17 protein-coding genes are annotated in these 24,106 nt (G+C 71.8%); 10 read left to right on the top strand and 7 right to left on the bottom strand.

Going from position 1 to position 24,106, the window contains the following annotated elements:
• Positions 1 to 18: 18 nt before the first annotated feature.
• A complete protein-coding gene (locus ACZ4QV_RS16375) occupies positions 19 to 756 on the bottom strand; it encodes an MgtC/SapB family protein (protein ID WP_467762996.1) in 738 nt (245 codons plus the stop codon).
• A gap of 368 nt (positions 757 to 1,124) precedes the next feature.
• On the opposite strand from ACZ4QV_RS16375, the gene ACZ4QV_RS16370 reads away from it, so the two are divergent.
• The 4 genes from ACZ4QV_RS16370 (at position 1,125) to ACZ4QV_RS16355 (ending at position 7,163) form a co-directional block, all read left to right on the top strand.
• On the top strand, positions 1,125 to 2,342 hold the full coding sequence (locus ACZ4QV_RS16370; protein WP_467762995.1) for a CaiB/BaiF CoA transferase family protein: 1,218 nt from the start codon (positions 1,125 to 1,127) through the stop codon (positions 2,340 to 2,342).
• A 115-nt stretch (positions 2,343 to 2,457) separates the two neighbouring features.
• On the top strand, positions 2,458 to 3,600 hold the full coding sequence (locus tag ACZ4QV_RS16365) for an acyl-CoA dehydrogenase family protein (RefSeq protein WP_361581994.1): 1,143 nt from the start codon (positions 2,458 to 2,460) through the stop codon (positions 3,598 to 3,600).
• Between the two features lie 139 nt (positions 3,601 to 3,739).
• Positions 3,740 to 4,954, top strand: coding sequence for an acetyl-CoA C-acetyltransferase (locus tag ACZ4QV_RS16360; protein WP_361148238.1), 1,215 nt, complete (start codon positions 3,740 to 3,742; stop codon positions 4,952 to 4,954).
• 34 nt (positions 4,955 to 4,988) lie between these two features.
• Positions 4,989 to 7,163, top strand: coding sequence for a 3-hydroxyacyl-CoA dehydrogenase NAD-binding domain-containing protein (locus ACZ4QV_RS16355; protein ID WP_361581408.1), 2,175 nt, complete (start codon positions 4,989 to 4,991; stop codon positions 7,161 to 7,163).
• Positions 7,164 to 7,253: 90 nt separating this feature from the next.
• Here ACZ4QV_RS16355 and ACZ4QV_RS16350 read toward each other — a convergent pair whose 3' ends face one another.
• Both ACZ4QV_RS16350 and ACZ4QV_RS16345 read right to left on the bottom strand, forming a co-directional pair.
• Positions 7,254 to 8,648: an ATP-binding protein gene (locus ACZ4QV_RS16350; RefSeq protein WP_361148234.1), complete on the bottom strand. Its 1,395-nt coding sequence runs from the start codon at positions 8,646 to 8,648 to the stop codon at positions 7,254 to 7,256.
• 90 nt (positions 8,649 to 8,738) lie between these two features.
• Entirely contained in the window at positions 8,739 to 9,470 is a 732-nt protein-coding gene (locus tag ACZ4QV_RS16345) for a MerR family transcriptional regulator (RefSeq protein WP_361581405.1), read from the bottom strand.
• A gap of 229 nt (positions 9,471 to 9,699) precedes the next feature.
• Here ACZ4QV_RS16345 and ACZ4QV_RS16340 point away from each other — a divergent pair, with 229 nt between their 5' ends.
• Positions 9,700 to 10,077: a hypothetical protein gene (locus ACZ4QV_RS16340; RefSeq protein ID WP_361581402.1), complete on the top strand. Its 378-nt coding sequence runs from the start codon at positions 9,700 to 9,702 to the stop codon at positions 10,075 to 10,077.
• A 404-nt stretch (positions 10,078 to 10,481) separates the two neighbouring features.
• Positions 10,482 to 11,918 carry an amino acid permease gene (locus tag ACZ4QV_RS16335; RefSeq protein WP_361148792.1) on the top strand — a complete coding sequence of 479 codons (1,437 nt, stop codon included), beginning with the start codon at positions 10,482 to 10,484 and terminating at the stop codon, positions 11,916 to 11,918.
• An 80-nt stretch (positions 11,919 to 11,998) separates the two neighbouring features.
• On the opposite strand, the gene ACZ4QV_RS16330 is transcribed toward ACZ4QV_RS16335, so the two are convergent.
• From ACZ4QV_RS16330 to ACZ4QV_RS16320, 3 genes are all read right to left on the bottom strand, one after another.
• Positions 11,999 to 13,507 (bottom strand): MFS transporter, encoded by a 1,509-nt coding sequence (locus ACZ4QV_RS16330; protein ID WP_361581399.1) that lies wholly within the window; start codon positions 13,505 to 13,507, stop codon positions 11,999 to 12,001.
• Positions 13,508 to 13,624: 117 nt separating this feature from the next.
• Positions 13,625 to 14,650 carry a sphingomyelin phosphodiesterase gene (gene sph / locus ACZ4QV_RS16325; protein WP_361148226.1) on the bottom strand — a complete coding sequence of 342 codons (1,026 nt, stop codon included), beginning with the start codon at positions 14,648 to 14,650 and terminating at the stop codon, positions 13,625 to 13,627.
• Positions 14,651 to 14,797: 147 nt separating this feature from the next.
• Positions 14,798 to 16,315 carry a M1 family metallopeptidase gene (locus tag ACZ4QV_RS16320; RefSeq protein WP_361581395.1) on the bottom strand — a complete coding sequence of 506 codons (1,518 nt, stop codon included), beginning with the start codon at positions 16,313 to 16,315 and terminating at the stop codon, positions 14,798 to 14,800.
• A 245-nt stretch (positions 16,316 to 16,560) separates the two neighbouring features.
• On the opposite strand from ACZ4QV_RS16320, the gene ACZ4QV_RS16315 reads away from it, so the two are divergent.
• The 3 genes from ACZ4QV_RS16315 (at position 16,561) to ACZ4QV_RS16305 (ending at position 21,769) form a co-directional block, all read left to right on the top strand.
• Positions 16,561 to 18,525 carry a Xaa-Pro dipeptidyl-peptidase gene (locus ACZ4QV_RS16315; RefSeq protein WP_361581392.1) on the top strand — a complete coding sequence of 655 codons (1,965 nt, stop codon included), beginning with the start codon at positions 16,561 to 16,563 and terminating at the stop codon, positions 18,523 to 18,525.
• Between the two features lie 110 nt (positions 18,526 to 18,635).
• Positions 18,636 to 19,949 carry a M14 family metallopeptidase gene (locus ACZ4QV_RS16310; protein ID WP_467762994.1) on the top strand — a complete coding sequence of 438 codons (1,314 nt, stop codon included), beginning with the start codon at positions 18,636 to 18,638 and terminating at the stop codon, positions 19,947 to 19,949.
• 110 nt (positions 19,950 to 20,059) lie between these two features.
• Positions 20,060 to 21,769, top strand: coding sequence for a BCCT family transporter (locus ACZ4QV_RS16305; RefSeq protein ID WP_361148788.1), 1,710 nt, complete (start codon positions 20,060 to 20,062; stop codon positions 21,767 to 21,769).
• Positions 21,770 to 21,825: 56 nt separating this feature from the next.
• Here ACZ4QV_RS16305 and ACZ4QV_RS16300 read toward each other — a convergent pair whose 3' ends face one another.
• Positions 21,826 to 22,791, bottom strand: coding sequence for an FAD-dependent oxidoreductase (locus ACZ4QV_RS16300; protein WP_361148220.1), 966 nt, complete (start codon positions 22,789 to 22,791; stop codon positions 21,826 to 21,828).
• A 186-nt stretch (positions 22,792 to 22,977) separates the two neighbouring features.
• On the opposite strand from ACZ4QV_RS16300, the gene ACZ4QV_RS16295 reads away from it, so the two are divergent.
• Positions 22,978 to 24,015: an oxidoreductase gene (locus tag ACZ4QV_RS16295; RefSeq protein ID WP_361148218.1), complete on the top strand. Its 1,038-nt coding sequence runs from the start codon at positions 22,978 to 22,980 to the stop codon at positions 24,013 to 24,015.
• The last annotated feature ends 91 nt before the right edge of the window (positions 24,016 to 24,106 follow it).

Genomic DNA, 24,106 nt, shown 5'->3' with positions numbered 1-24,106 from the left:
GTTCGCTGTTTCCGGCTGTCACTCCGTACGGTCCGACTCCCGCCCCAAGGTCACCCCGCGCACGCCGTCCAGCTCCGTCAGCTGCTCCACGAGCGGGTGCGCCGAGCCCGGGCCCTCCAGCCGCAGCAGCACCTCGGCCGGCACCTCGTCGTCCGAGCCCGTCTCCACCTGGACGTCGGTCACCTGGAAGCCGCTGCTGGTGCACATCTCCAGCATCCGGCCCAGCAGCCCGTGCTGGGCACGGTAGCTCAGGCGCAGCTCGATACGCTCGACGAACGGCGCACGCCGCCGCCCCGAGAAAAGCTTCGGGAACCCGCGGACCACGAGGAAGTGGACGAGCGTCGCGCCCAGGGCCAGCAGGGGCAGGCCGCCGCCGCAGGCCATGCCGATGGCGCAGGTCAGCCAGATCGTCGCGGCGGTCGTCAGGCCCCGTACCGCGTCCTTCTTCACGAAGATCAGGCCGCCGCCGATGAAGCCGATGCCCGAGACGATCTGCGCGGCCACCCGGGACGGGTCCAGCGTGACGCCGTCCGTGCCCAGCAGCGCGTAGAAGCCGTGGACCGACACCTCCATGAAGAGCGCGCTGCCCACGCCGACGAGGGTGTGGGTGCGCAGCCCCGCGCTCTTCTGCTGGACCTGCCGCTCCAGCCCGATGAGGGAGGACAGGACCAGCGCCAACGCCAGTTCGGCGAACTGGCGCAGGCCCTGACCATGGCTGATGTCGAACAACGGGGATGCGAGGTGCGTGTGAGGCATTCGGCCATTGTCCCTCCATGATCGGCGCACGGGCCGTTGTCAGTGGTCGCCGCTAGCGTGGTTCTCATGGCGACCGGCGGACGGTCGCAGGATGACCGGCGGACGGCCGGTCCGGGCGCGGGAGGGGGTGGCGATGGTGCGGCGGTCCATATCCGTGCGCGGGTCCATCGCCGGTTCCGACGGGGGAGCGCGCCGCTGCTGAGGTGACGCGTGAAGGCCCGTGGCGGCGGTGGGAGTTGACCACCGCCGCCACGGGCTTTTTCCGTACCGGTCCGTTGCCGTGGGGGCTTGTGGAAAGGGGAACACGTTCTTAACATCGCGAGTGTTACATCAGAAGTGTCACAGTGCTGCGGAGCTCAGGGGGCCCGATGGCAGGGACAGGGAACGGCCCGCTGAGCGGGGTGCGCGTGGTGGAGCTGGCCGGTATCGGGCCCGGCCCGTTCGCCGCGATGCTCCTGGCCGACCTCGGCGCCGACGTGGTGCGCGTCGACCGGCCCGGCGGCTCCGGCCTGGGGGTCGACCCGGCGTACGACCTCACCAACCGCAACAAGCGCTCCGTGCTGGTGGACCTGAAGTCCGCCGAAGGACCCGGCCAGGTGCTCGACCTCGCCGAGCGCGCCGACGTCCTGGTCGAGGGGTACCGCCCCGGCGTCGCCGAGCGCCTCGGCGTCGGCCCGGACGTCTGTCTGGAGCGCAACCCGCGGCTGGTGTACGGCCGGATGACCGGCTGGGGCCAGCAGGGGCCGCTGTCCGGGACCGCCGGACACGACATCGGCTACATCGCCGTCACCGGCGCGCTCGGCATGATCGGCCCGCCCGGAGGCCCGCCCGCCGTCCCCGCCAACCTCCTCGGCGACTACGCCGGCGGCTCCCTCTACCTGGTCGTCGGCATCCTGGCCGCGCTCCGGCACGCCCACACCGAGGGCGGCCGCGGCCAGGTCGTGGACGCGGCCGTCGTCGACGGCACCGCCCACCTCACCGCGATGATCCACGCCATGCTGGCCGCGGGCGGCTGGCAGGACCGCCGCGGCGCCAACCTCCTCGACGGCGCGGCGCCGTTCTACGGCACGTACGAGACCGCCGACGGCGGCCACATGGCGGTCGGCGCGCTGGAACAGCGCTTCTACGGCGAGTTCGTCCGGCTGCTCGGCATCGAGGACGAGGCACCCGCCCGCGACGACCCGGCCGCCTGGGAGGAGCTGCGCGCCGTCATCGCCGCCCGCTTCAAGACCCGTACCCGTGCGGAGTGGACGGCCGTCTTCGAGGCGTCCGACGCCTGCGTGGCGCCGGTGCTCTCGCTGCGGGAGGCACCCGGCCACCCGCACCTCGCCGCCCGCGGTACCTTCGCCGACCACGGCGGCATCACCCAGCCCGCACCGGCCCCACGCTTCTCCGCCACCCCCGGCACGATCCGCCGGCCGCCGGCCCGGCCCGGCGCCGACACCGTCGACGTGGCCCGCGACTGGGACGTCCCGACGCTCACCGACCGCCGCGATCCGGCTTCCGGAGCGGGCCGCGGGGCGGTCTGGCCGGACGGCACCCGGGCCGCGGACACCGGTTCCGGCCCTTCGGAGGCAGACGGCTGATGGACACACCCCCGAGAGCCTGTCTTCGAAACCCCGCCTGCGCCCCGACGGGGGTTCAAAGACAGGCGCTGACCCACCGCCGGACCCGAGGAGGCACCCCGCGATGACCGCGAAGCTGGAGCGCCGGATCTTCACCGAGGACCACGAGGCTTTCCGCCGCACCGTACGGACCTTCCTCGACCGGGAGGTCCTGCCGCACTACGACCAGTGGGAGAAGGACGGCATCGTCAGCCGCGACGCCTGGCGCGCGGCGGGCAAGCAGGGCCTGCTGGGCCTGGCCGTCCCCGAGCAGTACGGAGGCGGCGGCAACCCCGATTTCCGCTACGCCGCCGTCCTGGCCGAGGAGTTCACGCGGGCCGGCGTCGCCGGGCTCGCCGTCGGCCTGCACAACGACATCGTCGGCCCGTACCTGACCCAGCTCGCCACCGAGGAGCAGAAGCGGCGCTGGCTGCCCGGCTTCTGCAGCGGTGAGAAGATCACCGCCGTCGCCATGACCGAACCGGGCGCAGGCTCCGACCTCCAGGGCATCCGCACCACCGCCGAGGACCGCGGCGACCACTGGCTGCTGAACGGCTCCAAGACGTTCATCTCCAACGGCATCCTCGCCGACCTGGTGATCGTCGTCGCCAAAACCACCCCCGAGGGCGGCGCGCACGGACTGAGCCTGCTGGTCGTCGAGCGCGGCGCGGAAGGCTTCGAGCGCGGCCGCAACCTGGACAAGATCGGTCAGAAGGCCCAGGACACCGCCGAGCTGTTCTTCACCGACGTACGGGTGCCCAAGGAGAACCTCCTCGGCGAGCTGAACGGCGCGTTCGTCCACCTGATGACCAACCTCGCGCAGGAGCGGATGGGCATCGCGGTGGCAGGGATCGCCGCCGCCGAGCACCTGCTGGAGATCACCACGCGGTACGTGAAGGAGCGGGAGGCGTTCGGCCGGCCGCTCGCCAAGCTCCAGCACATCCGTTTCGAGATGGCCGAGATGGCCACCGAGTGCGCCGTCACCCGCGAGTTCCTGGACCGCTGCATCGTGGACCACTCCGACGGGACCCTCTCCGCCGTGCACGCCTCGATGGCCAAGTGGTGGGCCACCGAGCTGCAGAAGCGCGTCGCCGACCGCTGCCTGCAACTGCACGGCGGCTACGGCTACATGAGCGAGCACCCGGTCGCCAGGGCCTTCACCGGCGGCCGCATCCAGACCATCTACGGAGGCACCACCGAGATCATGAAGGAGATCATCGGCCGCTCGATCCTCGGCTGACCGGCCCGCGCCCGGCCCCCGGAGCCCCACCCGCGCCCGCCTCCCCGAACCCGCCCCGGACCCCGCCCGTACCCCCGCACCCCGCCCCCTCGTTCCACCCCCGCCGCTCCCGAAACGCCAGCTGGAAAGGCTGCTCACCGTGACTTCCGAAGCGTACGTATACGACGCGATCCGCACCCCGCGCGGCCGCGGCAAGGCCAACGGCGCGCTGCACGGCACCAAGCCGATCGACCTCGTCGTCGGCCTCATCCACGAGGTGCGCAGCCGCTTCCCGGACCTCGACCCGGCCGCCGTCGACGACATCGTGCTCGGCGTCGTCGGACCGGTCGGCGACCAGGGCTCGGACATCGCCCGGATCGCGGCCATCGCCGCCGGACTGCCCGACACCGTCGCGGGCGTCCAGGAGAACCGCTTCTGTGCCTCCGGCCTCGAAGCGGTCAACATGGCCGCCGCCAAGATCCGCTCCGGCTGGGAGGACCTGGTGCTCGCGGGAGGCGTCGAGTCGATGTCGCGGGTACCGATGGCCTCCGACGGCGGCGCCTGGTTCGCCGACCCGATGACCAACTTCGACACCGGCTTCGTCCCGCAGGGCATCGGCGCCGACCTCATCGCCACCATCGAGGGCTACTCCCGCCGCGACGTCGACGAGTACGCCGCCCTCTCCCAGGAGCGCGCCGCCGCGGCCTGGAAGGACGGCCGCTTCGCCCGCTCCGTCGTGCCCGTCACCGACCGCAACGGCCTGGTCGTCCTCGACCACGACGAGCACCTGCGGCCCGGCACCACCGCCGACTCGCTGGCCGGCCTCAAGCCCTCCTTCGCCGGCATCGGCGACCTGGGCGGCTTCGACGCGGTGGCCCTCCAGAAGTACCACTGGATCGAGAAGATCGACCATGTCCACCACGCGGGCAACGCCTCCGGCATCGTGGACGGCGCGGCCCTGGTCGCCATCGGCTCCCGGGAGGTCGGCGAGCGCTACGGACTCACCCCGCGCGCCCGCATCGTCTCCGCCGCGGTCTCCGGCTCCGAGCCCACGATCATGCTCACCGGCCCCGCTCCCGCCTCCCGCAAGGCGCTGGCCAAGGCCGGGCTGACCATCGACGACATCGACCTGGTCGAGATCAACGAGGCGTTCGCAGCCGTCGTGCTGCGCTTCGTCAAGGACATGGGCCTGAGCCTGGACAAGGTCAACGTCAACGGCGGCGCCATCGCCCTGGGCCACCCCCTCGGTGCCACCGGCGCGATGATCCTGGGCACCCTCGTCGACGAACTGGAGCGCCAGGACAAGCGGTACGGCCTGGCCACCCTCTGTGTCGGCGGCGGCATGGGCATCGCCACCGTCGTCGAGCGCGTCTGACCCTCGTCCGCACCCACTACGGAGTACGCACCCCATGAGTGAATCCACCACCATCCGCTGGGAACAGGACGAGACCGGCGTCGTCACCCTCGTCCTCGACGACCCGGACCAGTCGGCCAACACGATGAACGCGGCCTTCAAGACGTCGCTGACCGCCGTCGCCGACCGCCTGGAGGCCGAGCGGGACACCGTACGCGGCGTCATCTTCACCTCCGCCAAGAAGACCTTCTTCGCCGGCGGCGACCTGCGTGACCTGATCGCCGTCACGCCCGAGCACGCCGAGCGGGCGTTCGAGACGGGCCAGGGCATCAAACGCGACCTGCGCCGCATCGAAACCCTCGGCAAGCCCGTCGTCGCGGCCATCAACGGCGCTGCTCTCGGCGGCGGTTACGAGCTCGCGCTCGCCTGCCACCACCGCGTCGCCCTCGACACCCGCGCCACCAAGATCGGCCTGCCCGAGGTGACCCTCGGCCTGCTCCCCGCGGCCGGCGGCGTGGTCCGTACGGTCCGGCTGCTGGGCATCGCCGACGCGCTGCTGAAGGTGCTGCTCCAAGGCACCCAGTACAACGCCACCCGCGCTCTGGAGCACGGCCTGGTCCACGAGGTCGCGGCCACGCCCGAGGAACTGACCGAGAAGGCCCGCGCGTTCATCGACGCCAACCCCGAGGCCCAGCAGCCCTGGGACGTCAAGGGCTACAAGATCCCCGGCGGCACCCCGGCGCACCCGAAGTTCGCCGCCAACCTCCCCGCCTTCCCGGCCAACCTCAAGAAGCAGCTGAACGGCGCCCCGTACCCGGCCCCGCGCAACATCCTCGCGGCGGCCGTCGAGGGCTCGCAGGTCGACTTCGAGACCGCGCAGACCATCGAGGCGCGGTACTTCGTCGAACTGGTCACCGGCCAGATCTCCAAGAACATGATCCAGGCGTTCTTCTTCGACCTCCAGGCCGTCAACTCCGGCGCCAACCGCCCCAAGGACATCGGGCCGCGCACGGTCGGGAAGGTCGCCGTCCTCGGTGCCGGCATGATGGGCGCGGGCATCGCGTACTCCTGCGCCAAGGCCGGCATCGAGGTCGTCCTCAAGGACGTGTCCCCGGAGGCGGCCGAGAAGGGCAAGGCGTATGCGGCGGGCCTGCTCGCCAAGGCGCTGAGCCGCGGCCGGACCACCGAGGCCGCGCGGGACGAACTCCTCGCCCGTATCACCCCCACCGCCGACCCGCGGGACCTGGCCGGCTGCGACGCCGTCATCGAGGCGGTCTTCGAGGACACCTCCCTCAAGCACCAGGTGTTCCAGGAGATCCAGCACATCGTCGCCCCCGACGCGCTGCTGTGTTCCAACACCTCCACGCTGCCCATCACCGGCCTCGCCGAAGGCGTCGAGCGGGCGGCCGACTTCATCGGCCTGCACTTCTTCTCACCCGTCGACAAGATGCCGCTGGTGGAGATCATCAAGGGCGAGCGGACCGGCGACGAGGCGCTGGCCCGCGCCTTCGACCTGGTACGCCAGATCCGCAAGACCCCCATCGTCGTCAACGACTCGCGCGGCTTCTTCACCTCCCGCGTCATCGGCCACTTCATCAACGAGGGCGTGGCGATGGTCGGCGAGGGCATCGAGCCGGCCTCCGTGGAGCAGGCCGCGGCCCAGGCGGGCTATCCGGCCAAGGTGCTCTCCCTGATGGACGAGCTGACCCTCACCCTCCCGCGCAAGATCCGCGACGAGACCCGGCGGGCGGTCGAGGCGGCCGGCGGCACCTGGTCGGAGCACCCGGCCGACACCGTCATCGACCGCATGGTGGACGAGTTCGGGCGGCCGGGCCGCAGCGGCGGCGGGGGCTTCTACGCGTACGGCGAGGACGGGAAGCGGGGCGGCCTGTGGCCGGGCCTGCGCGAGCACTTCACCAAGGCCGACGCCGCGATCCCCTTCCGGGACATGCAGGAGCGGATGCTGTTCGCCGAGGCGCTGGACACCGTCCGCTGCTTCGAGGAAGGCGTGCTGACCTCCGTCGCGGACGCCAACATCGGCTCCATCCTGGGCATCGGTTTCCCCGGCTGGACCGGTGGCGTCATCCAGTACATCAACGGCTACGAGGGCGGGCTGCCCGGCTTCGTAGCCCGCGCCCGCGAACTCCAGGCGACGTACGGGGAGCGGTTCGCGCCGCCCGCGCTGCTGGTGGAGAAGGCGGAGAAGGGGGAGAAGTTCAGCGACGCGTGAGGCTCGTGGTGGTGCGGGCCGTCCGGAGCCGGCCCCGCACCACCACGGACCGGGCCGGTCGGTCCCGCCCGGCCGGTCGGCCCCGGCCGGTCACTCCCGTCTGAGGCGCCACGCCGCACGGGGCCCGGCCCGGTCCGGCACCGGCTCGATCTGCCCGGCGTCCCGCAGCCGGTGGAAGACCCGTTTCATCCGGTTCTCGGAGGCGATGCCGGTGATCCGGCGCGCGATCCGGTTGGGGATCTCCGGGTTGGACCGCAGGTACTGGAGCACCAGTTCCTCGGGCCGGGCCAGCGGCGTGTGCTCCAGCACCACGACGAACGCGTTGTCCTCCACGAAGAACCGCGGCTCCCTGAGCTTGGCCGCCTTCATCGTGCTCAGGACGGTGTCCAGCCCCTCGCCGATGTCCTTGTTCGGCGGGTCCGGGTACTTGTTGAGCAGCCGCACGATCGTCGGGTTGCGCGCGAAGCGGTCCGTGAAGAGGGTGTCCGGCGTCATGTGGCCGGGCAGCCGGCCCGGACTGCGGACCTCCACCCGGTTGTCGAAGACCGAGATCAGGATGTCGTCGGAGAGGTTGTAGTCCCGGTGGATCACCGCGTTGACGATGATCTCCTTCAGCGCCTCCGGCGGATAGGCCATCGGCGACAGGGCGCCGTCCGGGCCCAGCACCGGAACCGACTGGATGATCCGGGTGACCGCCGCCAGCGTCCGGTCGATCAGCAGCCGGGCCGGCCCGTCCACCGTCGTCGGCGCCGACTTCAGGTGCCGGCGGTCCGGGACCTGCTCCCCGGTCTCGTACCGGGCGATCTTCACCGAGCACTTCTTCGGTACGACGACGGGCGGCTCGGCGGCGAACAGGACGGCGCCGGCCACGGTCGCCGGCGACCCGCCGCGGTCCACCAGGCGCTGCCGGCGCAGGAACCGTTCGGCGGAGGTGCTCGGGCTGTACCGGCCGAGGAAGACGTGCAGCTCGTCCTCGTCCCGCAGCTCCTCCAGGGTGTAGTCGCGCAGCAACTGGTCCTCGTAGGAGCGGGCGCCCTTGGACAGCGACAGATCGGTGATCTGTGTCCCCTTCAGGCGCCGTGACTGGGCGCCCCGGCGCTGCGGTACCTCGCCGCGCGCCGTCTTGTGCACGTCCGGGCTCTTGTGGACCGTGACCAGGCAGGCCCACCCCAGCTCCGGATGGCCGTCCACCCGCAGGTACTCGATGTCGTACGGAACCGGCGGCTCCACCTGGTCGACCATGGCCTGCTGGACGAAGTTGGCGTCCTCCAGCGAGGCGAAGCCGCGCCACCGCGCCAGCCCGCGCCCGCTGCGCGGGTCCTCGATGCCGACGATGAACTCCCCGCCCTCGGCGTTGGCCAGGGCGGCCGCGATGACCTGTACGACCGCCCCGCCGGCGCGGCCGCTCTTGAACTCCCAGAAGTGACTCTCCTGCCGGGCGAGGATGTCCGCCGCCTCGGCCCGGGAAACGCTGCGCCCCTCCACCCACGGCCTCGTCTCGCTCGTCGGGTCGTGCCGCACCGCCGGCCGCACCCCGTGGGACCGGTAACCAGGTCATGCCCGCCGGGCGCGGGATCACTCCTCGGCGTAGGTCGCCCGCAGTTCCTCGCGCATCGACCGCTGGAAGGCCGTGACCAGCGCCTGCACCACCATCGGCTGCATGTGCGCGGAGAGCGACTTCATCGACTCCACCTGCTCGGGGTCCGACTCGCGTTCGCGGTACGGGCCCCAGACCTCGTCATGGAAGAGCCGGGTCAGCTCGCGCGCCGCCGAGCGCGTGTGTTCCTGCACGACGGTACGCGCGGCGAGCAGCGTCTCCAGCGCGACCGGTACGTCCAGCAGGCGGATGCCCAGGTGGAGGACGGCCGGGTCGACCCGGAACGCGTCGGGGTCCCCGGTGCGCTCCAGGACGTCCATCGCCGCCAGCCGGTCGATGTCGTCCTCGCTCAGCGCCCGTCCCGCGCGGCGCTCCAGGTGGGCCCGGGTCGCCTCCTCGGCGGAGTCCGGAGACCAGGAGGCGACCAGCGCGCGGTGGATGGCGAGGTCGTGGGCGCTGAGGTCGTCGGGCAGCCGGGCGAGATAGCGCTCGATGGCGGCCAGCGTCATGCCGTGGTGCTGGAGTTCCTCGATCAGGGCGAGCCGGGACAGGTGGGCGGCGCCGTACCTGCCGACGCGGCGCGGGCCGATCGCGGGCGGCGGCAGCAGCCCACGGGTGCTGTAGAAACGGACGGTGCGCACGGTCACGCCCGCGCGGGCGGCCAACTCGTCGACGGTGAGTGTCGGTTCTTCCCCGGCCCCGGTGGCCATGCCGCGCCTCACTTCCCTCACTGCGTCCGCGCGAGTGCCCGCGCCCCCTGCGCCCGCCGCGTCCGTGCCGCGGGGCCCGTGTTCAACAGTATTGCTGTCTCACCGGCCTTGTGAAACCTTTCGGGACCGGTGGGAACGAGGTACGCGGGTGTGTGACCGTCAGTGGCGGATCGCGGGTCTTCACCCGCGAGGCGGACCCGCGGATACCCGGGCCTGGGATCATGGGTGCATGTCCCGCCTGCCCGTCGAGCGTCGTCCGCTGACCGTGTCCGAGCGAGCCGTGCTGGAGCACATCCCCGCGGCCGACTTCGCCGGTGCGTACGAGCTGCGCGGTCAACTGGACCGGACGGATGTCGTGGCCCTCTGGGGACCCGGGTCGGTGAGCGTCGATCTGCGGGTCCGGGAACCGGTGCGGTACGCCGCCCTGCCCTCCGAGCTGGTGCCCGTCGATGCGCACGTCCACGACCAGTACGGCGAGTACCTCGGTGAACTGCTGGTGTGGACCGACAGGGGCACCTGCCTGGCGGCACTGGAGTACGCCCGGATCGCGGACGAGATGCCGGAATCCCTGCCGCCCACGGACGACGTGCTGGTCACGGTGCGCTGACTCGCCTGCGGTCCACCGGCGCCCGGCCGGCGAAAGCGCCACTGCGACGGCGCCACGCTCTCGGCTCGGCGGCTGTTTCCGGCCAGTGAAGACCGGAACGCGATGGTGCGCTTCGTTCTTTTCGGTGAGGGGTGATGACCGGAGCGTGGCGGAATGGTGGGCTCGTCGACATGGCCCCGACAAGCCATTCCGGGCATAACCGTACGGATTATTGATGGCTCATACATGCTGTGATCCAGCACACAGACGAGGGGGCGGCTCTGGGGGAAGGTGTGCCGTCGGCCGGACTCGCGTGACCCGTGGGACCGGTGACGGCTCCATCGCCTGCCCGAAAGCGAGATGAACCAGCTGTGAGCACGGAAACCGTCCAGGAAGACGCCCACAGGCCACCGGACGGGGGGAAGGTGTCGACCGCCCAGGACGCGGGGGACGCCGGATACAGCAAGGGCCTCAAGGGCCGGCACATCAACATGATCGCGATCGGTGGGGCGATCGGCACCGGCCTGTTCCTGGGCGCCGGCGGCCGGCTCGCCTCCGCCGGACCCGCGCTCGCCGTCGCGTACGCGGTCTGCGGCCTGTTCGCGTTCTTCGTCGTACGGGCCCTGGGCGAACTGGTGCTGCACCGCCCGTCCTCGGGCTCCTTCGTCTCGTACGCGCGGGAGTTCCTGGGGGAGAAGGGCGCCTACGTCGCGGGCTGGATGTACGTCGTCAACTGGTCCACGACCGGCATCGCCGACATCACCGCGATCGCCCTCTACACCCACTACTGGAGCCTGTTCACCGCCGTGCCGCAGTGGGCCATGGCGCTGATCGCGCTCGCGGTGGTGCTGGCGATCAACCTCATCTCGGTGAAGATCTTCGGCGAGATGGAGTTCTGGTTCGCGATCATCAAGGTCGCGGCCCTGGTCGTCTTCATGTTCATCGGGATCTTCCTGCTGACCACCCAGCACCCGGTGGGCGGTGAGACCCCCGGCCTGAACCTGATCACCGACCACGGCGGCTTCTTCCCGAGCGGCCTGCTGCCCGTGGTGGTCGTGCTCCAGGGCGTGGTCTTCGCCTACTCCGCCGTCGAACTGGTCGGCGTCACCGCGGGCGAGACCAGCGAGCCGGAGAAGGTCGTGCCCAAGGCCGTGAACTCGATCATGTGGCGGGTCGGTGTCTTCTACGTCGGCTCGGTCATCCTGCTCGCGCTGCTGCTGCCGTGGAACAAGTACACCGGCTCCGAGAGCCCCTTCGTGACCGTGCTGTCCAACGTGGGCGTACCGGCCGCGGGCGACGTGATGAACCTCGTGGTGCTCACCGCCGCCATGTCCAGCCTGAACTCCGGCCTCTACTCGACCGGCCGCATCCTGCGCTCGATGTCGATGGCGGGCTCGGCGCCGAAGTTCGCCGCCCTGATGAACCGCAACCAGGTGCCGTACGGCGGCATCATGCTCACCTCCGCGGTGTGCGTCCTGGGCGTCGGCCTCAACTACCTGGTGCCGGGCAAGGCGTTCGAAATCGTGCTGAACATCGCGGCGCTCGGCATCATCAGCACCTGGTGCACCATCATGCTCTGCCACCTGGTCTTCGTCCGGCGCTCCCGCGCGGGCCTGGTCGACCGCCCCCGCTTCCAGCTTCCGGGCACCCCCGTCACCGACATCGCGACCATCGTCTTCCTGCTGGGTGTCGTCGTCCTGATGGCCTTCGACAGCGAGGGCGTGGGGCAGCAGACCGTGATGCTGGTGCCGGTCATCGGCGCCGCGCTGTTCGGTGGCTGGTTCGTGGTCCGCGGCCGGGTGAGCCGGATCGCGGCCGAACGCGAGGCGGCGGCCGGCCGGTCGATGCTCGACAAGGGGTGACCCCGAGGCCGTAGGGCAGCGGACGTGGTGAAGGGCGGTCGTGCGCAGGCCGCGCGACCGCCCTTCGCCGTGCGGGTGGCTCAGCCGTCCGCCGCTTTCGCCGCCTTCGCGGCCCGGTCGAGTTCCGCCCGCGCCGTACGGTCGGCCGCGCGCCGGATGACCGTCGTCAGCACCGTGACCACACAGGTCAAGGCGACCGAGACCACCGTGGTCCACATGGCGGCGCGCGCGTACCCGGCGGCGGTCGGCGCGCCGCCGGCCAGGGCGAAGAAGGCCGCGCCGATGACCGCGACACCGGCGGCCCCGCCGAACTGCTGGGCGGTGGTGAGCACCCCGGCGCCGATCCCGGCCCGCTGCACGGGCACCCGCACCAGCGAGGCGCCGATCAGTTGCGGGAAGGTGAGCCCGTTGCCCACCCCGGCCACCGCCATCGTGACGACGACCCAGGGCAGTGCCCCGCGGTCCGGCAGGAAGTGGAGCACCAGGGTGAGCGCCGTCAGGCCGGTCACCGTGACGACGCTGCCCAGTTGCAGCATGCGCAGGCCGAAGCGCTGCACCAGCGGACGGCTGAGCAGCGAGCTGGCCGCGAAGCAGACGCCGGTCGGCGCGAAGGCCAGCCCGGCCCCGAAGGGCCCCAGCCCGAAACCGCCCTGGAGCAGCAGCGTCAGGGTGAACATCACGCTCGCCCAGTACGCCATGAAGGCCGCCCCCGTCACGACACCGGCGAGGTAGGAGCCCTCGCGGAACAGCGTGAGGTCGAGGACGGGATCGCCGCCCCGCGCGGCCAGGCGACGCTGCCAGAACACCGTGGCCGCGCCCACCGGCAGGGAGGCCGCCAGGCAGAGCCAGGTCCAGACCGGCCAGCCGGCGGTGCGGCCCATGGCGAGCGGTACGAGCACCAGGCCCAGCGTCAGCGCCACGCCGCCCGCACCGGTCAGGTCCAGCCGGGCCCGGCGCGCGGAGCGCACCGAGGGCAGGAAGCGCAGGGCCAGCAGGGCCGCGACCGCGCCGATCGGCACATTGATCAGGAACAGCACCCGCCAGCCGAGCCCGAGGATGTCGGCGTCCAGCATCAGCCCGCCGAGCACCTGCCCGGCGACCGAGGCCGTCCCTCCGGCGACGCCGTACCAGGCCATCGCCCGGCCCCGGGCGTGCACCGGGAACGTGGCGGTGATCGTGGCGAGCACCTGCGGGACCATCACGGCCCCGGCGAAGCCTTGCAGCAGCCGGGCGCCGACCAGTTGGGCCGGGTTCACCGCGATGCCGCACAGCAGGGAGGTGACGGCGAAGGCGATCAGCCCGACGATGAACGTACGCCGGTGCCCGAAGAGGTCACCGAGCCGGCCGCCGGTGATCATGCCGCTGGCGTACGCGAAGGCGTAGCCGCCGACGATGAGTTCGAGGGCGGCGGGCCCGGTGTGCAGATCCTTCTCGAACGAGGGGGCGGCGACGTTGACGACGAAGAAGTCGAACTGTGCCATGAACCACGCGGACAGCAGGACGGCGAGCAGCGGTCCCGGACGCGGAGCGGCGGTCGTGGGGGAGGGCCGCCCGGAAGTGGCCCGTGGATCGGCTGATAACTCGGTCACCACAGCATCCTGGACCCACCGTGTCCAGGAAAGCAAGTGGCGCCATGCTCCTCCGCCCCTTACCGAAGGTCCGCACGCCGGCCTGCCCGTGCAGAGCCGCCCGGCCGGAGCCCTGGCCTAGCTCAAGCGCTGAGCGGCCACCACGGGGTAGTGGTCCGAGAGATTCGTGTACGTGTAGTCCTTGCCCCAGCTCGACACCGTCCAGGGGGCGGACCGCTCCTCGACGACCTCGTTGGACCAGCCGGCGGGCCGGGCGTGGCCCCGGCGGTGCAGGACGTGGTCCAGGTCCTCGCGCGGGTCGTCCGGGTAGCGGTAGGCCGCGACGGAGTTCTCCCGGGTGTCGAAGGAGTACGGGTGCCCGGTGCGCGTGTCGGCCGCCACGAGTCCGGCGTCGGTGAGCAGGGAGGCGAATTCGGGGCTGCGGGTGTCGACGTTCAAGTCTCCGGCGACCATGACCTGTTCGTCCGCCGGGATGTTCTTCGCGTCCAGAAAGGCGTCGATCTCCTTGAACTGCTGGGCCCGGACCGCTGCCGCTTCCCCGGCCCCGCACCCCGGGTCGGTCGACTGGGCGTGCGTGCCGACCACGTGCACCGTGGTGCCGCGGACGTTCAGCGCCGCGTAGACGAAGCCCTTGTTGGACCAGTAGTCGGCACCGCAGGCGTCCTTGAACACGTACTGCTCCTTACGGAGCAGCGGCCACTTGCTGAGCAGGGTGACCCCGCCGTCCTCCGGAGTGGCGGCGGAGTAGGCGCCGCCGGTGGCGTCCCAGCCGCTCCTGCCGCGCCCGACCACCGGCGTCTGGTGCGGATACCGTGCCGCCGCCGCGGACTTGAGCGCGTCGGAGGACGCGTTGTCGAAGGCCTCCTGGAGCACGACGACGTCCTGGCCCTGGAAGAAGCCGGCGGAGGCTGTCGCCTCGGCCCGGTGGTCCTGACCCCAGTTGGGGTAGAGGCTCTTGCTCATCAGGAAGACGTTGTACGAGAGCACCTTCACCGCGGGAACCGCTGCCGGGGGCCGGGCCTCCGGCGCCCCCGCGGCCGACGCCGCGGGGGCCATGGCGAAGCACGCCGTGACGGCCGTTCCGGCGGCCAGCGCCGTGGCGAGGGCGGCGGTCAGCGGGCGGCGTGGCGGACGGTGCGGCATGCGGACTCCTGGTGGCGTGAGGGGGGACCCGCCGCACATCGAACCAGGCGTACTTACTTCTGAGTAACGTTTGGGTGGCGTGGAGATGGAGGGGAGGTGGCACGTGCGCCGGGGCCCGGCGCACACCGCGCCGGGCCCCGCTTCACGTCAGTGCCGGTGGCCGTGGCCGTGGTCGTGCACGGTGTTCGTGGCCTGGATCGACTTCCAGGACTTCGGCTGCGCCGGTGCCTTGGCCGGGGCGGCCGACCGGGCGCCGAACGCCTTCTTCGCGGCCGGGGCCGAGGGCTTGGACGGCTGGAAGAGCCAGGTGTCGAACAGCTCGGCGAGCGGCTTGCCGGTCTTGCGCTCGGCGTACGTCACGAAGTCCCGCACCGAGGCGTTGCCGTACTTCTTGTCGGTGGGCCAGGACTTCAGGAGCCCGAAGAACGCCTGGTCGCCGACCTCGTTGCGCAGGGCCTGGAGGGTGAGCGCGCCCCGGTCGTACACGGCGCCGTGGAACTGGTTGTCCGGGCCCGGGTCGCCCGGCTTGACCTTCCAGAACGGGTCGTCGGCCGGGTGCTGGGCGTAGACGTAGTCGGCCAGCTCCTGACCGGTGCCCTCGCCCTCCTTCTCCGACCACAGCCACTGGCTGTAGCGGGCGAAGCCCTCGTTGACCCAGATGTCCTTCCAGTCCTTGACCGAGACGCTGTCGCCGTACCACTGGTGCGCGATCTCGTGCACCACCACGGAGACGTTGGCGCCGTTGGCGAACGCCTCCTTGCCGTAGAACGGACGGGTCTGCGTCTCCAGCGCGTACCCCTTCTTCACATTGGGGACGTAGCCGCCGACGGAGTTGAACGGGTACGGGCCGAAGACCGACTCCAGCCACTCCGTGACCTCGGTGGTGCGCTCGATGCTCGCGCGCGCCGAGCCCTCGTAGGAGCCGAGGTCCTTGCTCACGGCGTTGATCACCGGCAGGCCGCTGGCCGTGGTGTCCTTGGTGACGTCGAACTTGCCGACCGCGAGCGTGGTCAGGTACGGCGCCTGCGGCTTGTCCGAACGCCAGTTGTAGCGTGTCCAGCCGAGCTTGGAGGTCTGCGACAGCAGGACGCCGTTGCTGAGCGCCTGGTCGCCGTCCGGCACCGAGACCGAGATGTCGTACGTCGCCTTGTCGGTCGGGTGGTCGTTGCTCGGGAACCACCACACGGCGGAGTCCGGTTCCTGCGCGATCACCCCGCCGTCGGGCGTGCGGTGCCAGGCGGAGTAGCCGTCGATCTTCAGCTCGGACGGCTTGCCCGCGTAGCGCACGACGACGCTGATGTCCTTGCCCTTGGGCAGCGGCGTGGCCGGCGTGATCTCCAGCTCGTGCTTGCCGGAGGTGGCGAAGGACGCCTTCTTGCCGTTGACGCGTATCTCGCTGACCTTCAGGCCGAAGTCGAGATTGAAACGGTTCAGGTCCTGGGTGGTCTTGGCGAGCAGCGTCGCCGTGCCCTCCAGCAGGTCCGTCTTCGGCTGGTACTTCAGCCGCAGGTCGTAATGGGAGACGTCATACCCGCCGTTGCCGCTCTCGGGGTAGTAGGAGTCGCCCGCGCCCGGAGCGCCGGGTGCGTAACTGGCCGCGGAAGCCGGGATCGCCAGCAGCAGGCTGAGGGCGGCCGCACCCGGAACGATGAGTCTGTGACGCACGAAATCCTCCAGCTTGTAGGGGAGGTGAGCCCGGTGGGCCCATCGGATCCTCAGGTGTTCAGACCTTATGTACTCGGGGCGCTCCCGTCATGTCCATGGCCGTATCTGACACATGACCGACATCAGGACGTCACAGGTCGCCCCTGTTCACCGTGCGGCACGGCACCCCGCGGACACCGCTCCGTTCACGTCCGCCACCCCGCGCACTCTTACGCACAGGAGTTCCCCCGCGCTACCGTCCGCCCGTGACTCCTAGCGCGCGGTTCCCCCGCATCCCCTGGAAAGCGCTCGTGGCGGCGGTGACCGTCGCCCTGTTGACCACACTCACCGGGCCGGCGTCCGCCGCCCAGGCATCCTCCGGCGAGTCCAGACCCGTGTACTCCTACGACCGCGCGATACGCGAATCGGTCTGGGTGGACACCAGGATCGACGGCGACTCGGACGGACGCACCGACCGGGTCGCCGTCGACATCGTCCGGCCGCGCGAACCCGCCCAGCAGGGCCGCCGGGTGCCCGTGATCATGGACGCCAGCCCCTACTACTCCTGCTGCGGGCGCGGCAACGAGAGTCAGAAGAAGACCTACGACAGCGCCGGACGGCCCGTGCAGTTCCCGCTGTTCTACGACAACTTCTTCGTGCCGCGCGGCTATGCGGCGGTCCTGGTCGACCTGGCGGGCACCAACCGCTCGGACGGCTGCGTGGACGTCGGCGGACGCTCCGACATCCAGTCCGCGCGCGCTGTCGTCGACTGGCTCAACGGCCGGGGCCGCGCCTACGACTCCCGTACCGGCGGCAAACGCGTCACCGCCGGCTGGTCGAACGGCAACACCGGCATGATCGGCAAGAGCTGGGACGGCACCATCGCCAACGGCGTCGCCGCCACCGGCGTCGAGGGACTGAAGACCATCGTGCCCATCGCCGCCATCTCTTCCTGGTACGACTACTACTTCGCCAAGGGCGCCCCGCTGTACGGCTCCGGTCCCGACCGGCTGGCCGACCACGTCAACAGCCCCGAAGCGCGCCTGCGCTGCGACGCCGTGCAGAAGAAGCTCGCCGAGGGCGCCCCGCGTACCGGGGACTGGACCCGGCTGTGGACCGAACGCGACTACGTCAAGGACGCGGAGAACATCACCGCCAGCGTCTTCGCCGTCCACGGGATGCAGGACCTCAACGTCCGCACCAAGCACTTCGGCCAGTGGTGGGACGCGCTCGCCGACAACGGCGTCGAGCGCAAGGTCTGGCTCTCCCAGACCGGCCACGTCGACCCGTTCGACTTCCGCCGGTCCGCCTGGGTGCCCACCCTGCACCGCTGGTTCGACCACTACCTGATGGGCTACGACAACGGCATCGACGACGAGCCGATGGCCGACATCGAACGCGCCCCCGACCGGTGGACCACCGACCGCGTCTGGCCCGCCGCCGGCACCTCGGCCACCACCGTACGGCCGCGCAACGGCAGCGCCCCCGGCGTCGGCGAATTCGGCACCCGGCGCGCGCCGCACGGCGCCACCGAGACCTTCACCGACGACCCGCGCCTGAACGAGGAGGACTGGGCCGCGCGGATCGACACCTCCACCCCCGCCAAGGCCGGGTTCACCACCAAGCCCCTCGCCAGGCCGCTGCGCCTGTCCGGCTCCGGCAAGGTGACCGTCACCGCCACCCCCGGTACCGCCACCGCCCACCTCTCCGCCGTCCTGGTGGACCTCGGGCCCGACACCATCCGTAACTACGGCGCGGCGGGCGAGGGCGTCACCACCCTCGCCGACCGCACCTGCTGGGGCGCGAGCACCACCGGTGACAGCGCCTGCTACAAGGAGACCAGGGCCGACACGCTGAACGTCGGCCACACCGTCTTCAGCCGCGGCTGGGCCGACCTGGGCAACTGGGCCGACCCGGGCAAGGGCCGCCCGCTGACCCCCGGCAAGCGCTACACGATCACCCTCGACCTGGCCGCGAGCGACCACGTCGTCCCCGCCGGGCACCGGCTCGCCCTCGTCATCGCCGGGACGGACGCCGGCCTGATCGACCCGCCGTCCACGACCCCGCGTCTGACCCTCGACCTCGCCCGCACCGCCGCCCGGCTGCCCGTGGTCGGTGGCGGCAAGGCGCTGGCCGCGGCCACGGCGGGCACCGGCGGGGCGCGGATCGCACCGGCGCCGACGACCGGCGTGGAACCGTCCGTACCGAGCCGCATACCCCGAACGGGCTGACCGCACCGAGGGGCCGGGCCGCCATGGCCCGGCCCCTCCGTACCCGTACGTCCGTACCCGGCAGCGCCCCTCCACCGTTCGCCCCACCGTCCGACACCGGAGGACCCCTCGTGACCACCCTCTCCCGCGGCCTCGCCTTCGGGGCGCTGGCCGCCGCGCTCACCGCGACCCTGCTGGCCGCGCCGCCCGCCGGGGCGTCCGGCCCGGATCTGCCCCGTACCGGCTTCGAGACCAGCGAGGGCGCCCGCTGGACCACCCAGCCGGAGGAACAGGACTTCCTCGCCGCCGTGGACCGGGCGAGCGACCGCGTCCGTACGGACCGGATCGGCACCACCGCGCAAGGCCGCCCGCTCCAGCTCGTACGCATCGGCGCACCGGCCCCGAAGAGCGCGGCCGACGTGCGACGCGGCAACGCGGTGCTGCTGATCTGCTCACAGCACGGCGACGAGCCGTCCGGGCGCGAGGCGTGCCTGTCCACCGTCCGCGACCTCGCCTTCGCCGGGGACCGGGCCACCCGGCGCTTCCTGGAACGCACGAGCGTGCTGGTCGTACCGACCGCCAACCCGGACGGCCGGGCCGCCGACACCCGCGGCAACTCCGGCGGCGTGGACATCAACCGCGACCACCTCGCCCTGAAGACCGCCGAAGCCCGGGCGTTGGCCGCCGTGCAGCGCGACTACCGCCCGGACGTCGTCTACGACCTGCACGAGTACGGGCCCACCGTGCCGTATTACATGAAGGACCTGCTCTCCCTGTGGCCCCGCAACCTCAACACCGCCCGCGCGGTGCACCGGGAGTCCACCGTCCTGTCCGAGAAGTACGTCCGCCCGGAAGCCGCCGGTGCCGGTTTCAGCACCGGTATCTACGGCATCTGGACCGACCCGCGGACCGGCGACCCGGTCAAGCAGGTGGCCGGTGACGGCCAGGAGCGCATCCTGCGCAACACCGCCGGGGTGAAGAACTCCGTCGGGTTGCTCGTGGAGACCCGGGTCGACGCGCTGACCGACGCCGAGAAGGCCGACCCGGCGCTGAACAACCGCCGCCGGGTCCTCTCCCAACGCGCCGCGCTGGACGGCCTCTTCGATTTCGTCGCCGAACGCCGGAGCCGGATCGAGTCCGCCACGGCCCGCGCCCGGCTGGCCGGTTACGCCGACCGGGGGCCGGTCCACCTCGGCGGCGCGGACAACGAACCGCCCGCCGCCGGGAAGACCCTGGGCGACCCGCCGTGCGCGTACCGTCTCGACGCAGGGCAGTACGCCCAGGTCAAGGACGAACTCGCCCTGCACGGCGTGTCCTCGCACCGGACCGGGAAGGGGGGTGCCGTGGTGCCGCTGCGCCAGTCGCTGCGCGCCCTCGTTCCGCTGCTGCTGGACGGCCGGGCCGATTATCACCTTACGGCCGCGACTCCGCTCAAGGGCTGCTGAACGCGTCCCGCCGTGTGGTAGGGGGTAACGGGTAGGGAAAAACTGGCCAATTGAAAGGTCGACACGTGTCGGAAACAGACCAGGACACGGGCGGCGGGGGAGGTGCGTCGGTGGAGGCGGAACTCCCCGGCGCGCCACACCGCACCGGCCCTCCGCAGACCGACCGCGTGGTCTTCGGCGTCACGGCGCTGCTCACCCTCGCCTTCATCGTCTGGGGCGCCACCTCCACCGAGTCGCTCAAGAGCGCCTCGACGACGATGCTGAACTGGATCATCGAGAACGGCGGCTGGGCCTTCGTGCTCTCCGCCTCCGGCTTCGTGGTCTTCGCCATCTGGCTGGCCGTGAGCAAGTACGGCCGGATCACGCTGGGGAAGGAGGGGGAGGAACCGGAGTTCCGTACGGTGTCCTGGGTCGCGATGATGTTCAGCGCGGGCATGGGCATCGGCCTGATGTTCTACGGCGTCAGCGAGCCGCTGGGGCACTTCGCCACCCCGCCCCCGGGCACCGATCCCGAGGACGCCGCGCAGGCCATGGACACCGCGCTGGCCACCACCCTGTTCCACTGGACCCTGCACCCGTGGGCGATCTACGCCGTCGTGGGGCTGGCCATCGCGTACAGCTGCTTCCGGCGGGGGAGAAGGCAGACCATAAGCGCGGTGTTCACCCCGTTGATCGGCAAGCGCCGGGCCAACGGCTGGGGCGGACAGGTCATCGACATCCTCGCCATCTTCGCCACCCTCTTCGGCTCCGCCGCGTCCCTGGGGCTCGGCGCGCTGCAGATCGGCAGCGGCATCAAGGTGCTCGGCTGGATGGACAAGGTCAGCACCACCCTGCTCGTCGTCGTCATCGCGGTGCTGACCGTCGCCTTCGTCCTGTCGGCGGTCTCCGGCATCGCCCGCGGCGTCCAGATGCTGTCCAACATCAACATGGTGCTGGCGCTGATCCTGGCCGTCTTCCTCTTCGTCGTCGGGCCCACCATCCTCATCCTGAACATGCTGCCGACCTCCATCGGCACCTTCATCGGCGAACTGCCGCAGCTCGCCGGCCGTACGGAGGCCAGCAGCGGCGACCAGGTCGGTGACTGGCTGCGCGGCTGGACGGTCTTCTACTGGGCGTGGTGGATCTCCTGGACGCCGTTCGTGGGCATGTTCATCGCCCGGATCAGCCGCGGGCGCACGATCCGGCAGTTCATCGGCGGGGTGATCCTCGTGCCGAGCGTGGTGAGCCTGCTGTGGTTCGCGGTGTTCGGCAGCTCGGCGATGCACCTCCAGGACAGGAAGCGGCTCTCCGGGGAGACCACGCCCGAAGGGCAGCTCTTCGACGTGCTGCACCAGTACCCGGTGGCCACCGTCACCAGCATCCTGGTCATGATCCTCGTCGGGATCTTCTTCGTCTCCGGCGCGGACGCCGCGTCCATCGTGATGGGCACCCTCTCGCAGAAGGGCTCCTTCGAACCCACCCGGCTCGTGGTGATCTTCTGGGGCGTGGTCACCGGCGCGGTCGCCGCGATCATGCTGCTGATCGGCGGCGGGTCGGACGACGCGCTCACCGGATTGCGGGACTTGACGATCCTGGTGGCGGCGCCCTTCACCCTGGTGATGATCGCGATGTGCTGGGCGCTGATGAAGGACCTGCGTCACGACCCGTTGATCGTCCGCGGGCAGAAGGGCGAAGAGGTCGTCGAACTGGCCGTCATCGCGGGCCACGAGCGCTACGACGGCGACTTCGAGATCCGCATCGGACCGGGCAACGGCAACGACGCCGCACCGCCCGGAACAGCCGACGCGGCGGCACCGGCCGCCGAGGAGGGCAGGCCGTAGCACCGGTCGTGCGCGGGTGAACACGGGGGAGGGCCGGCGGAAGTCCGGCCCTCCCCTCACACCGTCCCGTCACCCGCCAGCCGAACCACCTCGTCCGCGCACCCCCACGCCACCGTCACACCCGCCCCGCCGTGCCCGTAGTTGTGCACACACAGCGCGCCGCCCGGCAGCCGCTCCGCCTCCAGCCGTACGGCGGTACGCCCCGGGCGCAGACCGACCCGGTGCGCCAGGACACGGGCGTGCGCCAGCTTCGGGTGCACGCGCGCGCAGCGCTCCACGATCGCGCGGGCGGTCGCCGGGTCCGGCTCCCGCGACCACGCGCCCTCGCGCGCCGTACCGCCCAGGACCACCCCGTACGGCTGCGGCAGGATGTACGTGGTGCTCTCGGCGTGCGCGTCGGCCGCTCCGAACCACTCCTCGACACCGGGGTTCTCCACTACCACCAACTGCCCCTGCACGGGCCGCACCGCCACGTCCGGTACCAGCTCGCGGGCGCCCAGCCCGGAGCAGTTGACCACCGTGCCGGCCTCCCGCCCCGCCTCCGCGAGCGAGGTGAACGGCCGCCGCTGCACCGTGCCGCCCGCCTGCGCCAACCGCCGCTCCAGGTACCGCAGGTGGGACGGCATGTCCACCAGCGGCGTGGTGGCGCGCCAGCCCGCGCCGCAGCCCGGCGGCAGTTCGTCCGGCGTGGCCCGCCGCAGCCCCGGCACCGCCGCGTGCCAGCCGTCCGGCTCCGGGTCCCCGGCGTCGGCCATCGTGCCGGTCACCAGCCGTACACCGGTCTCCGCCGGGCGCGCGGCCAGCTCGGTGAGCAGGTGGAAGGAGCGCAGCGACCAGGCCACCGCCCGTTCCTCCGGCCGCACCCGGTAGGGCCAGCACAGGCCGCCCGCGACCGCGGAAGTGGTGTCCCGGGCCGGGTCGCGGCTGACGACCCGCACCTCGCGCCCGCGCTCCGCCAGCCTGACGGCGGCCGTCAGGCCGATCACCCCGCCGCCGATCACGATCACATCGCTCGTCGTCATGCCTGGACGCTATCCGGTGCGCCCGCCGCGGGCGACGGGTGCGACGGGGCGGCCGCGCACGGCACCGGACCGCCGCCCGGCCGCCCCGCGGGGCGCGGAACCGCGGCGCGGTGTCCGGAACATCCCCCTCCCGCGAATTGCCCGGCGCCGGGCTCATATCGGCGGTCGCGTGGGGATACTCAGGACATGTCTGCGCATCACGCGACTTTCGGACTGGCGCCCGCGACGCGCGCCGGAGCGGTACTGTCCAACGGCGCGTACGAGGCCCACCGCGACTTCTGGGACTTCATCGTCGACGGCAGACCGCTCCTGCTGCGCCTGGCCGACCTCGACGCGGTCTCCCCGCTCGCCGCCGACCTCGGCCCGTCCCTGTTCACCGCGCACGTGCGGCGGCTGCTCCTGGAGGAGGACGCCCCGCTCGCCGACGGGCGCTACGTCCTGTACGGCTGTCCGGAGTGCGAGGGCCTGGAGTGCGGCGCGGTCACCGCCGTCATCGAGCGGGACGGCCGGGACGTCGTCTGGCGCGACTTCGCCTGGCAGACGGGACAGTCCGCGGACCTGCGGCGCGACGGCTACCCGGGCATCGGCCCGTTCCGCTTCCACGGCGCGCAGTACCGGGCCGCGCTGGAGAACCTGCTGTCCGAGGCGGGGCCGGAGCGGGGCGCGGCGGCCTCCCGGCGGGTCCTGCTGGTCGGCCGGCGGGTCGCGCTGCCGGCCCGGCTGGCCGCCGCCCTGCGCGGCATCGGCATCGGCGCGGAGATCACCCGGGACGCGGCCGGTGCCTCGCCGGACGAGTTACGTTCGTACGGAGCGGTGGCCTTCGGCAGTGCGACGGGGGAGGCGGAGCGGGCCGCCGTGCGCGCCGCGTTCGCGGCGGCGGGCTCCTCGGCGGTCTTCGTGGACCTGCCGTTGCCGGTCGTCCCGCTGCTCGTCGCCCGTGTCGAGGAGGCACTGGACCGGTGCCCGCAGGACCAGCGGCGCCTGCTGCGGCTGGCCGCGGTCCGCGGCGAGGTCACGGTCGAGACCGCGGTGCCGTGCCGGATCGGCATCACCGCGTACCGCGTGGACCGCCTGTCGCGCACGCGGACGGCGGAGCTGTTCGCCGGGCAGGTCGAGGCGGGCACGCACCGGCTGGCGGTGGACGCGCGGGCGACGCGGGGAACGGCGTACGTCGTCGCCCGGACGAGCGGAAGTGTGCTGGTCGCGCCGGTGGCGGGGGAGTAGCGGGCGGCGGCCGGGGACGTGTTCGGTACGGCTGAATGTGTTCTTGACATTCCGGTAACCCGCACGTTCCGACGCGTACGGACAGGACCTT

This window comes from Streptomyces sp. NPDC026394, assembly GCF_055567735.1.
The sequence above is the reverse complement of the archived record's forward strand: the minus strand, read 5'-3'. Positions and strand labels throughout refer to the sequence as shown.

Bases quoted from the DNA above. Each gene is read 5' to 3' on its own strand.
- sph (WP_361148226.1), bottom strand. From the start codon at position 14,650: ATGCCGCACCGTCCGCCACGCCGCCCGCTGACCGCCGCCCTCGCCACG.
- ACZ4QV_RS16355 (WP_361581408.1), top strand. From the start codon at position 4,989: ATGAGTGAATCCACCACCATCCGCTGGGAACAGGACGAGACCGGCGTC.
- ACZ4QV_RS16295 (WP_361148218.1), top strand. From the start codon at position 22,978: ATGTCTGCGCATCACGCGACTTTCGGACTGGCGCCCGCGACGCGCGCC.
- ACZ4QV_RS16300 (WP_361148220.1), bottom strand. From the start codon at position 22,791: ATGACGACGAGCGATGTGATCGTGATCGGCGGCGGGGTGATCGGCCTG.
- ACZ4QV_RS16340 (WP_361581402.1), top strand. From the start codon at position 9,700: ATGTCCCGCCTGCCCGTCGAGCGTCGTCCGCTGACCGTGTCCGAGCGA.
- ACZ4QV_RS16370 (WP_467762995.1), top strand. From the start codon at position 1,125: ATGGCAGGGACAGGGAACGGCCCGCTGAGCGGGGTGCGCGTGGTGGAG.
- ACZ4QV_RS16345 (WP_361581405.1), bottom strand. From the start codon at position 9,470: ATGGCCACCGGGGCCGGGGAAGAACCGACACTCACCGTCGACGAGTTG.
- ACZ4QV_RS16375 (WP_467762996.1), bottom strand. From the start codon at position 756: ATGCCTCACACGCACCTCGCATCCCCGTTGTTCGACATCAGCCATGGT.